This is a genomic window from Nostoc sp. 'Peltigera membranacea cyanobiont' 210A (assembly GCF_002246015.1).
Lineage (GTDB): Bacteria > Cyanobacteriota > Cyanobacteriia > Cyanobacteriales > Nostocaceae > Nostoc.
The window spans coordinates 170,529-185,779 of record NZ_NOLJ01000011.1; the positions used below are offsets into that span (position 1 = coordinate 170,529).

At 41.3% G+C, this 15,251-nt stretch carries 13 protein-coding genes and 1 pseudogene; 8 read left to right on the forward strand and 6 right to left on the reverse strand.

The genetic code is table 11. The annotated features are described in order from the left end of the window. Positions 1–22: 22 nt before the first annotated feature. The 4 genes from CDG76_RS29675 to CDG76_RS29690 form a co-directional block, all read right to left on the reverse strand. Complete coding sequence (locus CDG76_RS29675) at positions 23–1,603, reverse strand: HEAT repeat domain-containing protein (RefSeq protein ID WP_094352425.1); 1,581 nt, start codon at positions 1,601–1,603, stop codon at positions 23–25. A 112-nt stretch (positions 1,604–1,715) separates the two neighbouring features. Next, positions 1,716–2,123, reverse strand: a complete 408-nt coding sequence (locus tag CDG76_RS29680) for a helix-turn-helix domain-containing protein (protein ID WP_094352426.1) — start codon at positions 2,121–2,123, stop codon at positions 1,716–1,718. 226 nt (positions 2,124–2,349) lie between these two features. Continuing rightward, entirely contained in the window at positions 2,350–2,652 is a 303-nt protein-coding gene (locus CDG76_RS29685; RefSeq protein ID WP_094352427.1) for a type II toxin-antitoxin system HigB family toxin, read from the reverse strand. A 110-nt stretch (positions 2,653–2,762) separates the two neighbouring features. Continuing rightward, entirely contained in the window at positions 2,763–4,145 is a 1,383-nt protein-coding gene (locus CDG76_RS29690; protein WP_094352428.1) for a cytochrome P450, read from the reverse strand. Between the two features lie 287 nt (positions 4,146–4,432). Between CDG76_RS29690 and CDG76_RS29695 the strand changes: the two genes are divergently transcribed. Beyond that, positions 4,433–5,065 (forward strand): ParA family protein, encoded by a 633-nt coding sequence (locus CDG76_RS29695; protein ID WP_094352429.1) that lies wholly within the window; start codon positions 4,433–4,435, stop codon positions 5,063–5,065. Positions 5,066–5,067: 2 nt separating this feature from the next. After that, positions 5,068–5,706: a hypothetical protein gene (locus CDG76_RS29700; RefSeq protein ID WP_094352430.1), complete on the forward strand. Its 639-nt coding sequence runs from the start codon at positions 5,068–5,070 to the stop codon at positions 5,704–5,706. Between the two features lie 118 nt (positions 5,707–5,824). Here the strand turns inward: CDG76_RS29700 and CDG76_RS29705 are convergent, their stop codons facing one another. Next, the gene (locus tag CDG76_RS29705) at positions 5,825–6,733 is read right to left on the reverse strand and encodes an alpha/beta fold hydrolase (RefSeq protein WP_094352431.1); all 909 of its coding nucleotides are present in this window, start codon (positions 6,731–6,733) and stop codon (positions 5,825–5,827) included. A gap of 303 nt (positions 6,734–7,036) precedes the next feature. On the opposite strand from CDG76_RS29705, the gene CDG76_RS29710 reads away from it, so the two are divergent. From CDG76_RS29710 to CDG76_RS29720, 3 genes are all read left to right on the forward strand, one after another. After that, complete coding sequence (locus CDG76_RS29710) at positions 7,037–7,348, forward strand: BMC domain-containing protein (RefSeq protein ID WP_094352432.1); 312 nt, start codon at positions 7,037–7,039, stop codon at positions 7,346–7,348. An 81-nt stretch (positions 7,349–7,429) separates the two neighbouring features. Continuing rightward, positions 7,430–7,777: a carbon dioxide-concentrating mechanism protein CcmK gene (locus CDG76_RS29715; RefSeq protein ID WP_094352433.1), complete on the forward strand. Its 348-nt coding sequence runs from the start codon at positions 7,430–7,432 to the stop codon at positions 7,775–7,777. Positions 7,778–9,038: 1,261 nt separating this feature from the next. Continuing rightward, a complete protein-coding gene (locus CDG76_RS29720; protein WP_094352434.1) occupies positions 9,039–10,226 on the forward strand; it encodes a HetZ-related protein 2 in 1,188 nt (395 codons plus the stop codon). On the opposite strand, the gene CDG76_RS29725 is transcribed toward CDG76_RS29720, so the two are convergent. Next, entirely contained in the window at positions 10,223–10,555 is a 333-nt protein-coding gene (locus CDG76_RS29725) for a hypothetical protein (protein ID WP_094352435.1), read from the reverse strand. The two genes, CDG76_RS29720 and CDG76_RS29725, sit on opposite strands and share 4 nt — an antisense overlap. A gap of 866 nt (positions 10,556–11,421) precedes the next feature. Between CDG76_RS29725 and CDG76_RS39760 the strand changes: the two are divergent. The 3 genes and pseudogenes from CDG76_RS39760 to CDG76_RS29740 all read left to right on the forward strand — a co-directional run. Continuing rightward, positions 11,422–11,982, forward strand: a pseudogene (locus CDG76_RS39760) (pilus assembly protein PilB); the annotation flags it as partial. A 190-nt stretch (positions 11,983–12,172) separates the two neighbouring features. Further along, positions 12,173–12,856 carry a Crp/Fnr family transcriptional regulator gene (locus tag CDG76_RS29735; protein WP_094352437.1) on the forward strand — a complete coding sequence of 228 codons (684 nt, stop codon included), beginning with the start codon at positions 12,173–12,175 and terminating at the stop codon, positions 12,854–12,856. A gap of 109 nt (positions 12,857–12,965) precedes the next feature. Continuing rightward, positions 12,966–15,080 (forward strand): HEAT repeat domain-containing protein, encoded by a 2,115-nt coding sequence (locus tag CDG76_RS29740; RefSeq protein ID WP_094352438.1) that lies wholly within the window; start codon positions 12,966–12,968, stop codon positions 15,078–15,080. Positions 15,081–15,251: the final 171 nt, after the last annotated feature.

Below are 15,251 nucleotides of genomic sequence, written 5' to 3' on the forward strand. Positions count from 1 at the left end.
AGAAGAACTCTGCGCTTGTTGTTTAGTTGATTGCTTTGTGGAAATCTGGGTAAGTTAGATTTTCGGCACAATACCAGATGATGTTAAACATAGCTTCGTAGCGATAAGAACTGTTTTTGTAGAACTGTTCACTCAGATAGTCTTTTAGGGTTATGACTACTTGTGATAAATGTTCTCTTTGGAGGATTTTCGTCAAGCTTTCTGCTATATCCAATAAACAGGATTCATAAGATAGTTGATGTGTGGGTTTAAGGCTGAATTCGTTTTCGTAGTCATCATATTCCTGAAAATTCTCAATGTCCTGAACAAGAAGAAGGACAGCTTGTTTTAGCCTCTCTTTAACTAATTTATTGCCTAGATCGAGTTGTTCTAGATTTTGAATAGCATCTACTAAACTTTGAGATGCTTGCAAACGCATGAATCTATTTTGACTACTTTCACGTATTTGGAATAAAGTAGCGATCGCCTTTGGATTACCTGAATCAATTTTCACTAAACCTTCGGCTGCATACAAACGTTCCCATTCATCCTCAGAGGCTTGATGCTCAGTAGTTTCAAGTATCTGGAATAACATTTTAATAGCCACCTTATTACCTGTAGCGATCGCAGTTTTATATTCTGGATCGATTTTCAGTAAATACGTTGCAACGCGATTTATAAGAGATGCACTTACAGAAGTTTCGAGGATATAGGCTAAACTCTTGAGTGCGACTGCATTACCTGGATCGATTTGCCATAAAGCCTGAGCTGCATCAAAGCAGATTTTATCACCTTGGTTGATTTGCAAGAATTTTATCAGGGAGGCGATCGCAGTTTGATCGCCCACAGCAATTTTTCCCAAACCTGCGATCGCATAACAACAATTGTCCTTATTTAGTGTCGTCTCCATAAGGTGAATTAATGCGGCGATCGCAATTGAATTACCCACAGCAATTTTTCCCAAATCCATGATTGCGAAAAAATTTATTTCTTCGCTCAATGTTGTCTCTATGGTTTGGACTAACGAGGCGATCGCAGTTTCATCACCAACTGGTATTTCCCCAGGATTTTGACTAATCTGGCAGAATGTTTGTGTATTTTCAACAACTGGTGTTAACAAAGTTAAAGCAGCGATCGCACTTTTATTACCCGGATCGAGTGTTCCTAATTTCTCGGCTGCAACGCGGAGAATTGAACGACTTTCTGTAGTATGAACCAAATGCACAAAAGCAGCAATTACCCGTTTTCTATCGGTTAATTCCAGCGTTTTTCTAGCTGTCTTCACCAATGGTTTTGGTAATATCTGCCAATCTCGCTTATCTTGCCGAAAATAGGCATAACTCCATTTGAGCAGTTGTTCTACAATTGCATCACCCAAACTACATTCTGGGAACTGGGATAAAGCCTCAGCCGCCAAAAAATAGGCGCGATACCGATAAAAATCGCCGCAACCGTCATCAAAATCTATTAAAGCTTGGATAAAATCTTCTTTCTGCTGCTTATCTACATCCTTTTGGCTGAACCAGTGGAGAATCTCTGCTTTCCACTCCGGCTCAAAGATGCGGTAAGTGCCTTGATTTAAATTGCTGCGATCGTGGTTAAAGAAATACTGCCAATCATGCATTGCCTCCTACCCACTGCGAGATGTGGGACGAAAGGGACTTAAATGAATCTTGCTACATCAGATGGCTTGCTGTCAAGTCTGGATGCAATAAGGATCTGTAAAGTTTTCCCTCTTATGACTCAAAAAAAGCAGCAGGCGAAATATGAAAAAACTCTGCAAGTTTGCGAATATGGTTAACTGTTAGCTTCCTCTGTCCACTCAAAACTTCAGATACAATAGACTCGGTTTTAAAGATAGGAATTAAGTCTTTCTGTCGCAAACCAAATTCGGCAATCATTGCTTGAAGTAATTCTACGCCATGAATATCAGGTATAGAATGATGTTTTTGTTCATACTCATAAACCAGAGTACCTAAAACATTGAGATAGTCTTGTTCATCTGGTGTTAATTCACCTTTATCAATCAAGGAATCAATGACTTCTTGCGTAGCCACTAATTCTTCCTCGGAAGTTACAGGACGAGGAGGAAATGATTTGAGTAATTCAATATACGTTTTAGTAACAGGTGTTCCAGGGGTCATTTTGCCACATATTTGATTGTTTCAATCCCTAATAGGGATTTTGATTAATTGGAACTCAAACACTTATGCTCATATTACTATCCAAATATCTCAGAGCTTCAATCCCTAATAGGGGATTTTAATTAATTATAACTTAGGAATTATGTTCATATTACTATCTATATATTTGAGGCTTCAAGGTCTAAAAATGATTTGTAAAATTGTTATCCTAAAATAATAGTTAGCATCAAGCGAACCAAAGATCATTTTTCCACTCATCTTTGTCATATTCGGCATGTGTCAAGATATGGCGAATAAAGACTTTTTGGCATTTGTAATCTACTAAAGTAATAAGTCGATAATTATTACCACTTATGTTAAAAACTGTGAAATTACCGACTTGATCGGCTGAGGGAAAAGCCTGGTGTAACTCTACCAAATTCTGCCACTCTGCTACAGATGTCAGTTTGTACCATAACCGCAGGCTGGTTTGTGCATTAGAGTGCTTTTCCCAGAACTCAACAAGTCTTGCACGACTGATAATGTGCATAAATTTTTAGTACATAGTATTTTTTCATGTGAGTGTTTCTTGACCGGGTACGAGATTATCTTAGCAAATTGCGAAGTTAGGATGGGCATTTTAATACCCACCCTAATTGCCTAAACTAGCGCTGGTGTATTTGCACGCTTAACTTGATGTGTAGCAACCATCCGCATTCCGGCTGGTGCAGCTAAAGTTAACCCACGGCGCACAGGACGCACGGGACGTTTATTCACTAGCGAAACTTGAAATTCTGACAAAACAGTTGCCAAGACAATTTTCATTTCATACTGGGCAAATGCCATCCCAATACAGCGACGATTACCGCCGCCAAAGGGTAAATATTCATAAGGTGAATATTGTCTTTCTAAAAACCGTTCTGGTTTGAACTGCTTGGATTGTGGGTAGACTTCTTCCCGATGATGCGCTAAATAAATACTGGGGACTATTAACGTTCCTTCTCGCAGTTCGTAACCCATAATTGTAATTGGGGTCTTCACTATCCGCGGGAAAGCAGTCATGACAATTGGGTAAATTCGTAGTGTCTCTTGGCAAACTGCTGTCAAATAGGGCAATTTACCTACACTACTCAAATCGTGGTTAACTCCAATGGTGTTGAGTTCCTTTAGCAACTTCTCACGCACCTCTGGTAAACGATCAATCCAGTAAAAAGCCCATGTCAATGCTGAAGCGGTAGTTTCATGTCCCGCAACTAGCAGCGTCATTAACTCGTCGTGTAATTCTTCATCTGACATCCCTTGACCATCGTCGTAACGAGCCGCCATCATCAAACTTAGGATATCTTGGCGATCTCGATCGAGTTCAGCCCGGCGTTCTCGAAGTAAAGCATAAATCAGTCGATCGATTTTTTGCCGTTGTTGCAGAACCCAACCCCACGGACTCCACGCACCGAAATCTTTTTGCATGAACTGGAAAAAGAAGGCGCTAGACATTACAGGCGAAGTGATGAAGTCTAGTAAGTCACTTAGCGATCGCCTCAGTTCCTCAAACAGTTCTCCATCATTCAAACCAAATACAACCCGGAGAATAACACGCAAGGTAATTTCTTGCATCGACTCACGGATCTTAAAAGGCTTACCAATTTGCCATTCATTAGTCACCTGTCGGGTTATTTCCCGAATTTCCTCGCCGTAAGCCCGCATCCTTTCGCCATGAAAGGGAGGAGCCAATAGTTGCCGTTGCCTCTGGTGGCGATCGCCATCCGCTAACATAAAGGAGCGATCGCCAAGTAAAAATCTTAGTCCTGTGTTCCCCCTCCCAACCTCAAAATGGCTGGAATCAGCAGTAAAAATCTGCTCAAGTGCTTGGGGTTGACTAAAATACACAAGATGGTTATCAGAGCTACTACTCCTGATCGTAAAAGTGTCACCGTAGATTTGGGCAAAATCATCCACATATTTCACTGGCTGAGTAATAAACTTGATCATCCTTAGCCAGCGCGGCATTTGAGGCCCATCAGGTAGATTGTAAGTAGTTGTCATAGAATTTTGTGGAGTTGATGGCTTCTGAATTTTATTGTTACGACTTTTCATGTTACTTAGGGTTACAGAAAGCGGTATATTCATGATTGGGGACTAGGGACTGGAAACTGGGAACTGAAAAAGAAGACAAAGAGGATAATAATGACTCTTGTACAGACGCGATTAATCGCCTCTCTACTCCTAACTCAGCACTCAGCACGGGCTAAACGCCCCGCTCCCGCTAACAGTACTCAGCACGGGCTAAACGCCCCGCTACCGCTAACAAAAGGCAGCATCGGAAGTAAGCAGTGCCAAAAATCATCGCTATTCTCAACGGTAAAGGAGGAGTCGGTAAAACGACTACCGCAGTCAATCTGGCTGCAAACTTTGCGAAGAAAAAAAAGGTGCTGCTGATTGATGCAGATATTCAAGGTTCTGCCAGTTGGTGGTTTGGGCGCAGTCAGCAGGGAATGGGATTTGATTTATCTCAAGAAACCGATCCTGCACTTTTAGGTGATTTAGCAAAGATAACAGGTTACGATTTAGTAGTGGTGGATACACCTCCCGCCCTGCGCTCTGAAGCATTAGTGGCGGTAGTTGCGAACGCAGATTATCTAGTTTTGCCAACACCCCCATCTGCAATGGATTTAGCAATCCTCGTAGAAACAGTCAAGGAAGCCGTCATCCCCTTGGGAACCCCCCATCGGGTATTGCTCACCAAAGTCGATACGCGCAGTCTGGGGGAAGCACAAGAAGCAAAAAACACTCTGACTCGCTTAGGTATTCCTACTTGTAATACCTTCATCCGTGCCTATAAAGCTCATGAACGAGCAGCACTAGAAGGTGTAGCGATTACTCAATGGCGGGGAGGAAACGCACGGGAGGCGGAATTAGACTACCGCCGTGCAGCTGATGAATTACAGCGTGATTGGAGAAAATAATAATGGCTAGGAAACAAAGTCTCTCTGACTTACTACAAGAAGAGGCGCAAAAATTTACACCCCCAGAAGGTGAATCTGCGATCGAAGTTACAGCAGAAAAAATTGTCGAAGAACAAGCTTCAGATGATGAGGAATCGTTAGGAGAACCACTTGAGCCAACTTCTACTAAGCGCAGTCCTACTAAAGCTGATTTAGAAGCAACTGTCAAAGAGTTGACAAGTAATCTAGAAACAAGCCACAAAAAAGAAGCATCTCTTGGACAAGAAATTACTGATTTGCAATCAAAATTATCTAAACAAAAAACATTTTCATCAGAACAAAAATCATTACTAGAACAGCTAGCAAAAGAACTTGATGAGACCAAAAAAACAGCGCTGCAACTTGCAGAAGCAAATTCCCTGCTTATAGAAGAAATTAATTCTTTCAAAAAAGAAGCAGAACAAAAAGTAGAACAAAAAGCAGAAGAGAAATCTAAACTTGTTGTCAAAGAAAATAGCGCGATCAAACCAGTAAAAGACCACTACAATCCACTTAACTACAAAAAATCACATCGGTCATCGGAAACACTCGCTCAAAATCAACCTCAAAATCAACCAAATGAGTATCCCGATAGTTCTAATGAGATGTGGTTACTTGACTAGCGTCAGTTAATATTGGCTTCCCTTCGCTACCAGAACCGAACAGTATTGGGAGAAGGGAAGCCAATTCAAAGTCCCTCTCCCAAGCTTGGGAGAGGGATTTAGGGTGAGGGCTTTTTATTTATGCAAGAAGTCTAATGGGTTGACCACAAAAGTCTAAAATATGCTGCGCGGTGATTTGTGGTTGTTCCAAGTGTGGGAGATGACCACAATCTTGAATCCACGTGAGAGTACTGTGTGGAATTGCCCTTTTAAATCTTATAGCATCCTTAGTACCCAAAATTTTATCAGAATCGCCCCACAAAATTAGCGTTTGTTGCACAATTTTTGATATGGCTGTGAATCTAAAAGCACTGTAACCACCACTTTTAGTGAAAGAAATCAGAGCTTGATTCCAACTCGGCATTTGTAGATGTAATGCGCCACAACATAACGCATCGATAGAGGCAAGAGTTTGATTTTTATATCCAATGCGAGAAACGCGATCGCGCACCTTCATATTACTCAAAAACCGAGTTGCTAAATAATCTAATGGGGAAAACATGAATTTACTCAATGGCGAACCACCTGCTAACCCCGCACTGTCAATTAACACCAGCTTTTTGACTGCTTCTGGATAAGCCAACGTAAAATCAATCGCCGTCGCACCGCCCATCGAAGCGCCCACTAAAATTACAGGTTGGTTAATTAGGCTTTTCCAGAAATAATAAAGATGGGTTTTAATCGCAGTTGGGCTATAGGCAATTCCTGAAAGTCTATCTGTAAAGCCAAAACCCAATAAATCCACTGCCCAAGTTTCATTATCTTCAGAAAGCAGTGGCAAAAGCCGTCGAAATTCTAATACAGAACTGTCAAAGCCGTGAATTAATAAAATCGGAGTTCCACCACACCCTTGCTTGACAAATGTTGTGGTAACTGCTTGATTAGTTAAAGGAGTAGCGATCGCAGTTGTTTGAATACTCCGAGCTAGTGCGATCGAAGTAGGTTCTGTGAGTTGCTCAACTGCCGTAGGAAGAAAATTCGGAAACATAAATTTCAGTTTATCGTACTAGCTTGCTTCCACGCATAACTGATTTTGTTAAACAATAAAGTTACACAACCTAAGATGCTGAAGTATTATTTGTAATTTATATATAAAACATAAGTCAGGTAATATCAAAATATTCTAACTCCCAACAGACGCGATTAATCGCTTACAGGACAGACACAATTAATCGCCTCTCCACTCTCCAAAAAAAATATGGCATCAAAGAAAGTTTTCCAAAATGTAAAAATGGGGACTAAAGCCACGTACAATTAAAATCGCTTATCCCTTAATCCAGGAGCTAATGCCATGCCAATGGCGGTTGGCGTAATTGAAACTTTAGGTTTTCCGAGTGTCTTAGCAGCAGCAGATGCAATGGTCAAAGCTGCCGCAGTCACAATTGTGTATTATGGTCAAGCGGAAAGTGCCCGCTTGTTAGTCGCCGTCCGGGGACACGTTTCTGAAGTAAATAGAGCTGTTGAAGCCGGAATCGTAGCTGGAGAGGAAGTAAAAGTTGGTACAGTAATTACCTACTACATCGTTCCTAATCCCCCAGAAAATGTGGAAACCATATTACCAATCCATTTCACTGAGGAATCAGAACCTTTCCGTATGTTCTAAGCAATTTTGCTATCAAAATCTGTAGCGAAGCTTCGTACAATTAACTTGTAGCCCCCAGTTTATTCATACAGGAGATTAATAATGTCATTACAGGCAGTTGGAGCACTTGAAACTAAAGGTTTTCCTGCGGTGCTAGCAGCAGCAGATGCTATGGTAAAAGCTGGTCGAGTTACCCTCGTTGGTTATATCAGAGTAGGTAGCGCTCGCTTTACAGTTAATATTCGTGGCGATGTTTCTGAAGTAAAAGCCGCTATGGCTGCTGGTGTTGAAGCCGCAGAAAATGTTTATGGCGGTACACTTGAATCCTGGGTAATTATTGCTCGTCCCCATGAAAACGTTGAAGCTGTTCTGCCAATTGGTTACACAGAACAAGTCCAAGGGTATCGAGAGTCTGTAGAAAATCCCATTGTTAGAGCAAACAATCGATAGATTTAACCTCCTGCGGGGGAATTCAAAACAAAAAATTCCCATAGATGAATTTAAAGAGAAGTTTATTGTCAGGCTTCTGACTATTAAAACTTTAGAGAAATGCATTTCTGCTGTTTTTAGATTTGGCATAAGTTGAATTTGGAAGCAGAGGAAAAGTAACAGTCAGAGTCAATAGTCAAAACCAATATTGACTGTTGACTGTTCATTTTTAGGAATATAAAACTTTTAAGAATAACTTAACCAATATGAAAGGTGTAGTTGTGACTGAAGCTAGTTTAAAAAAGATAAATTTGCCTATTAATTCCTACTATTTAGAATAGCGTAGGCGTAGCCCGCACAACTCTTGGAGACGCTTGCTTCCACAAAGTGACGTGACCATCATAGACATTGCCACATAAGATACTGAGACTAATTCCACACTATGGCGATAGTATTTATCTAAGATTTTGTACAACGACTTAACAAACAATCTCTTAAAACTCTAATTGTCGTATATATACTTATTGAAGAAGAATTCAGAAGTCAGAATGGGCTTACGCCCCGCTGCGCTAACAGGAGTCAAAATCAAGACGCTCTCTACGAGACGCTAAAAGCGTAGCTTGCTTCTCTGAAAGAGTACGCGGACTCGCTTGCCGTTAGCGCTATCCGCTTTTTCGGTCAGAAAACATTGCTGAATTCTGACTCCTGACTCCTGAATTCTGTTCGATAAAATCATAAAAGATCGCAAAAATTGACTGAACACGATTCAGTTAAAGCCCAATCCTCCTTGAAAAGCAAAAAATTAAGCCAATTTATCAAAGGGATTACGGAATCTCCAGGGCAAAATCTCATTAACACTAAGGATATTGAGATTCAACTAAATATTCTTACTACGTAAAGTTTGTACAGAGTTGAAACTTATACTGGTGGAATAACGTCCAACTTTGAGTTAAATTAGATTCGTTCCTCGGCTCTGTTACAAAATGTCAGATTTACCCGATCCATTTTGTGAAAGGTGTATCCTCCCCAGTTTAAGCAGATTTCTGTTCTCCACTAAAACACATAACTTTACAAAAAGTTTAAATGGGCAGAATAACCCAAATGCTTGATATATGTTGGTTTTGGACTTTTTAAAATAAAAGCAAAACATCAATATAGAAATTTCTGCATAATTCTAATGAATTCAGACGTAATAAAAGTAGAATCACTGAGCTATTTTCATGAAATTCATGAAATTCGTGAAATCTGGGGCAGCTGCCAGTTAAACAATTAGGTGGGACGAATGGGGGTTGTAATGCAAACTTCAAAATTGAGTTTCGAGGAATGCAATCTCACTATGACAACGGATGTGGAAAAACTGGCTCTAGATTGGCAAAAGCGCTTGGCTGTCGAATGTCCAGACCAAAATGAAGCCGCAAGGCAAAGCATTATTCTCTGGCTGTTGGGATCTGACTCAAAACGGTTCGATCTGTATAATCCTAAAGAACTCGATATCGCCAAGCAAGCGATGGAATATCGCTGGAGGATTTTACGTCAACGCTACTTGGGGCTGGGGCGAGAACGTGCTTATCGCAACTTGATAACCCGATTGGGAAGTTTAGTAACATTACGGAATAAGATTCAGACTTGGGTTTCCCTCAGCCGCGATCGCCAGCGCAGTGTGATGGATGTGTTACAAGAAGTACTCCAAGAATTACTCCAAAACGACAGCCAGATGCAACAGCAAATGGCTGATATTGCCAAATATACAACCGATAGAAGATTGGGAGATGGTTTGTTATTTGCCAGTTTAGAAGAATATTGTTTGCGGCCAGTACGGAATCAACCCCTATTAGCTTACCGATTTGTGAATTATTTGCGTCGCACCCAGCGCGGTGGTTTAACCCAAGTGCCAGGGCGTGATTTGGTTCGACTAGTCTCAGAAGAAGTTCTCACAGACGACAGTGACAATCGAGTTAACTTAGTCGATAGTCAGGCGATCGCAGAATATCAAGAAGCACAACAACTAGAGGAACAACAAGGGCTACGCCAGTCAGTACAAAAAGAATTTGAAGATTATTTACAAGAAAATCTGGGAACAGATGCAGTGGAATGGCTACGACTCTATCTGCAAGGTAAGTCCCAGGAAGACATCGCCCAGAAACTGAATAAGCAGACTAAAGAGGTATATCGACTACGAGAAAAAATTAGTTATCATGCTGTGCGTGTTTTTGCCCTCAAAGGTAAACCAGAACTCGTGGAAAGTTGGCTCTCAATTTCCTTGCAAGAACATAACTTGGGGTTAACACAAAACCAATGGCAGCAACTTGATGAAAAATTGACTCCTCTGGGGCGGCAGATTTTAGCTTTGCGGAAAGCGGGTAACTCAATAGAAGCCATAGCCGAACAGTTAAAACTCAAAACCCATCAAGTGCTAGGCGAATGGACGAAAGTCTATCTGACAGCCCAAGCTTTAAGAACCCAGGATTAGCTGGGAGCAACGCGATTTTGTGAGGTGCTGAAACCTTGGACGTATATAGCTTGTTTCAGGATGCGATCGCAACTAAAAAACCAGGTTTTGTTGAGAATATAGGGGCGTAATTGAGAACCAAACCCCGATCTCACTTTTTCGCGTTGCTCCCGGATTAGCTTGTAGTGGGAAATGGAGCATGGGGGAGTGGGGAGCAGCACTTCTCTACGAGACGCTGCGCGGAGCTTGCCGTAGGCAAGTGGTACGGCTACGCTATGTAACCCAGAAGCAGAGGAGACAAGGGGACAAGGGAATAAACAAAACTCAGCACTCTTTTGCCCAATACCCAATCTTCAGTATTATCCCCAGTCCATAATCTAAAATTCATCTTCTACTTACATTTACTTAAGTATATATAATTTAAATTTTAACAATTTAACAAAGTATCTTTATTAACTACCTATTGAATTAGAGGCAAAATATAAGTAAATACCAACGAATCAAATCTATGTTGTCTTCAAAGGGCGAACTAAATGATACCGCAGCAAATGGACAGCAAATGCTAACTGCCGCTCAAACTAGGTGGGAGCAAGGAGGCGATCGCGAACAAATGTTCCACCTAATCGATCATCTTTTGTCCTTTGAAGCTTGCCTCTACCACCAAATTTTGCCCTTTGGATTAGAAGACAAAAACCTCTTGTTAGGCATGGTTTATCCACAAGAGAGCGAAGCCCTAGATTACGTTGGTCGCATTTTGTCTTCTATCAATTGCACAATGGTGATTGAGGCGATCGCAGCCGATGCCCACCGCAGAATACTATCAGCCTACCTCAACCATAAGAATACATCTCAGCTAGATGCCCAACAAGTGCATCAGCCAACAGTGGACTTTCCCGCAACGAATAGCCCAGCTACGATTGCTGACATACCTAGTCCTTCCTTAGATGCCGACTCGGAATCAAATCAACAACCAGTATTGATGGTGTTTCAGACACAAAAGCGTCAAAATTCTGGACAGCGGGTAGACTTGCCTCCTATCCCAGAGTTAGACCAATCATCTCAAACTACGACGTTATTGACCCCTATTCCCAGAACTCAACCGGGAGAGGATTCTGAAGCCATATCATCAAACAATTTACCTATTTTTCCCACACAAGCTTCCGAACTACTGAGTCCGATTGAGTTGCTAACAACACTGCCACCAAAAAAATTACTAGAAGAATTACTAGGGCGAATCTTGGCTGGAGGAATTGGTCGGCTGTACTTAGAAAGACAAGCTTACGAAGGCAGAATACTGTGGAGTGACAATGGAGTTTTGCAGTCTGTATTAGACAAACTGCCGCTCTCAGTTTTTCAAGGAGTATTGAATGAATTAAAGCGGTTTGCTTCCCTGCCTGTAACCACGATTGCAGAACCAAAACAAGTAGAAAAGGAATACGTATATCAAAAAAATCGCTTATTATTACGCTTGCGAGTCATGCCGGGAATGTACGGTGAAGAGGGAACACTCCAAGTATTGCGGGGAGCAGCATTAAAATTCTATCAACAACAGCAATTAACGCGTCTAAGCGGTGATGCTTTAGGAATTTCTCAGCAACTAAGTATAAAGTTACATGAACTACAAGAACGACTTTTACTGAATCCTAGCCTTGATTCTCAGCAATTAGAGGCTTTAGTTACCCTGAATCAATTAGTGAAAAATTTAGACCAACAGATCAAAATACTGGCACTAGATAGCAATTTACCAACAAAGAGTAAATCATCGGTCAGTAAGTGAAAACGCTGATTTCGTTAGCATACATAATTGTTATGTTGTAATGGAATCCTAGACTGATAAAGCTTAGAGATTCATCTCCAAATAAATACAAATTTTGCGATCGTCTTCTGAGTAAGATTACGGTTAAAAAAACTTACTTATAGTAGCAAAGTTAGTTTCCCCTCTTAAATCCTATTGTTGCAAATATTTCATGTTAACTGAGGTTTTTAGTGAACTTTTCCCCTTAATGAGTACAGCCAATCCACAAACTTTGGAATGGCTACTCAACGTTGCAATTGAACATGAATACCCCTCTGGGCGAGCCGTTGTGATGGAAGATGCCTGGGGTAACGCCGTTTACTTCGTGGTTTCTGGTTGGGTCAAAGTCCGGCGTACCGTCGGGGAAGATTCAGTAGCTTTAGCAATTTTTGGTCGTGGCGATTTTTTTGGAGAAATGGCAATTTTGGATGAATCTCCACGCTCAACCGATGTCATTGCCCTTTCACCCGTGAAGTTGCTTAGTGTCTCCAGAGAGCGGTTTATTCAAATATTGTTTAAAGACCCGCAGTTACATCACCGAATGTTGCAACTGATGGTGCGGCGATTGCGGCAAATTAACGTGCGCTTGCAAATGCGGTCTTCACCACCAGCAGTTAAACTCGCTCATACTCTAGTGACTTTAGGTGAAAGCTATGGTCAGGAATCAGACTTAGGAAGAGAAATTTTTAACATTCCCTTTAAAGATTTAGCAGAGGTGACAGAAATCGGTGTTGAAGAAACCACCAAAATCATGGAAAAGCTGCATGAAAAAGGGTGGATCAAAATTGATAGTGCCAACAACATCACTTATCTTGTGAACTTCAAACAGTTGATGAACTTGGCTGGCAAAGTGTGATTGTTTTATTTATTCAGCAATACAAATTTTGATATTAAGTAAGTCAACCGAAGCTTCTTGTCGGTTGACTTGCTTATTAGAGGTGTAGGTACTTCACGAAATTAGCCCAATGGATGACACCATTCCACCCCTGACAAAAAACGTCACACAGGCACAATTAGTAGCAGCAGAACCTAGTACTGACCCTGAACTGTTGCGCGAATTAGCATTATCTACTGACCAACAAACTCGTCAGTCCGTTGCAGGCAATCCCAACACTCCAGTTGATGTCCTGTTGCGTTTGGGAGCAGAATTTCCGTCCGAATTGCTAGATAACCCCGTGTTTCCATTACTGCTTTTGGAAAATCTCAATCTAGTTGCAGAAATTCCTTTAAGTACTTTGCGAAGCATTCTCAGACAGAAAAATGTTCCAGTATATATTTTGGAACAAGTCGCAGATCAAGCGGACTTGGAAGTACAACTGGCGCTAGTTAAAAACGTCCAAACTCCCAAAGGCGTGTTAAATCGATTAACTCAAAGCCGACATTCTCAAGTTGTGGAATCTGCTCGTTTACACATCAATCTGGCTGGAGAATTAACAGAGAAATACGAACAAAGAATTAAAGAGGTGATTAAAGGAATAATTCCTTCTGCTCGCCAAGCTGGTACTGGTTATTTAGCAGTTCTAGCTCAGATTTGCCCTGTTCCAGAATTTATGGTTGAACATTGGGTGCAGGACTCAAGCTATAAAGACTTTTTTTGTAGAGCGATCGCTGATTCTCCGGCTACCTTTCCCAATGTTCTCAAACACCTAGCCAACCATACTGATGATTACATATGGTATAGCATAGCCCAAAATCCCAATACTCCCACAGAGACTCTACGAAAATCGTTCACTGAAAAGCAAGCTCCAACTGCTCTTGCTCGTAATTTAAATACACCTAGTGATGTTTTGGAGAGTTTGAGTACAAATCAAGACCAAATAGTTCGTATTAGGGTTGCTGAAAATCCCAATACACCCCTAAATGTGGTGAAAGGACTGGCAAAAGATACAGATATACACGTTGCTAATGCTGCGGCTAGGGTAATAGGAGAACAACAAGGGGAATATACTGCCGAAGCGGTTAGGAAGAATCCTAAAACTCCTCCTTATGTGTTGGAAAAGTTAGCACAAAAAGACCCCAGAAGTGTCTGTAAACACCCAAATACACCGCCAGAACTGCTCTTAGAATTTTCCAAAAGCGTTGATGAACGACTGCGTGAATCTGTTGCTGAAAACCCCAATGCATCAGTCAGTATTTTAGAAGAGTTAGCTCAGGATGACTCTTCTGAAGTTCGTCGTCAGGTTAGTATAAATCTTAATACACCAATAAGTCTTCTGTTTAAGCAATTAGCTAGAGACGCATCTGTAAGTAGAGCGATCGCCTATCGAATGTCAAGTGAAAAATATGGTAAATACCCTGAGGTAGAGAGTATCTTAGATATCCTAGCAGAAGAAAGTACCAGTCCCCTAGAAACCATTTTGCAGCGATTAGCACAGGATGGAGGAGAAGCCGCTCGTCTTTTTCTCGCTCGGCGCTTTGATTTGCCTGCTAATTTTCTAGCACAGTTTGCTGAATCAACTAAAGTTAAGGTGTGTGAGGCTGTAGCGCAAAACCTCAACACCCCTATAAGCAGCTTGGAAAAACTAGCTCAATCACCAGACCCAAAAGTTCGTGAAGCAGTAGCCCAAAACCCGAATACGCCAATCAGCACCCTGGAAAAATTAGCCAGAGATGAAGACGGTAACGTTCGGATGAATGTTGCTTCAAAAATTAACTTGTCCGCTGAGACTTTAGAAGAACTAGCGGTTGAGAAATCATTTAATCTAGTGCGTCGAAACGCCATGCTCAACCCCAGTTTACCGAAAGAAGCAGTGGAACGTATTCTTTGCGGCGAATATGCAACGGAGTATTTGAAACTGAATCCTGATTTTTTATCTCGTCATCCTGATAGCCTTGCTGTGACGCTCAATCATTATGCCAAGTCCCAATTTCCCTTAGTTAGCTTTATTGCCTTAAATCAACCCCAGATTTCCCAGGAATTACTACAAGAAAAAAGCCTTTCTATCTCCTGGTTGGAACGGCTAGCCGTAGCTCAAAATCCCCAAGCTACTCAACAAATCCTCATTCAACTGGCACAAGACAGCAATCAGCTAGTTCGGGCAGCAGCAAAAAATAGATTGCAGAATCTCTCCCAATCTTAAAACTCATACCATCAATTTTAAATTTTAGACTGGGAATTCCTTCTAGTTTTCTAAATACCCTCTTATCTTTGCGTCTTTGCGCCTTTGCGAGAGAGGTTGTTTGAAAAGTCCTCTTGTCGGTAGCAAAACGTTCTAGATCCCCCTAAATCCCCCTTAAAAAGGGGGACTTTG

Excerpts from the sequence above, each read along its gene's own strand:
- CDG76_RS29675 (WP_094352425.1), bottom strand. The coding sequence starts at position 1,603 with ATGCATGATTGGCAGTATTTCTTTAACCACGATCGCAGCAATTTAAAT.
- CDG76_RS29680 (WP_094352426.1), bottom strand. The coding sequence starts at position 2,123 with ATGACCCCTGGAACACCTGTTACTAAAACGTATATTGAATTACTCAAA.
- CDG76_RS29685 (WP_094352427.1), bottom strand. The coding sequence starts at position 2,652 with ATGCACATTATCAGTCGTGCAAGACTTGTTGAGTTCTGGGAAAAGCAC.
- CDG76_RS29690 (WP_094352428.1), bottom strand. The coding sequence starts at position 4,145 with ATGACAACTACTTACAATCTACCTGATGGGCCTCAAATGCCGCGCTGG.
- CDG76_RS29700 (WP_094352430.1), top strand. The coding sequence starts at position 5,068 with ATGGCTAGGAAACAAAGTCTCTCTGACTTACTACAAGAAGAGGCGCAA.
- CDG76_RS29705 (WP_094352431.1), bottom strand. The coding sequence starts at position 6,733 with ATGTTTCCGAATTTTCTTCCTACGGCAGTTGAGCAACTCACAGAACCT.
- CDG76_RS29710 (WP_094352432.1), top strand. The coding sequence starts at position 7,037 with ATGCCAATGGCGGTTGGCGTAATTGAAACTTTAGGTTTTCCGAGTGTC.
- CDG76_RS29715 (WP_094352433.1), top strand. The coding sequence starts at position 7,430 with ATGTCATTACAGGCAGTTGGAGCACTTGAAACTAAAGGTTTTCCTGCG.
- CDG76_RS29720 (WP_094352434.1), top strand. The coding sequence starts at position 9,039 with ATGGGGGTTGTAATGCAAACTTCAAAATTGAGTTTCGAGGAATGCAAT.
- CDG76_RS29735 (WP_094352437.1), top strand. The coding sequence starts at position 12,173 with ATGTTAACTGAGGTTTTTAGTGAACTTTTCCCCTTAATGAGTACAGCC.
- CDG76_RS29740 (WP_094352438.1), top strand. The coding sequence starts at position 12,966 with ATGGATGACACCATTCCACCCCTGACAAAAAACGTCACACAGGCACAA.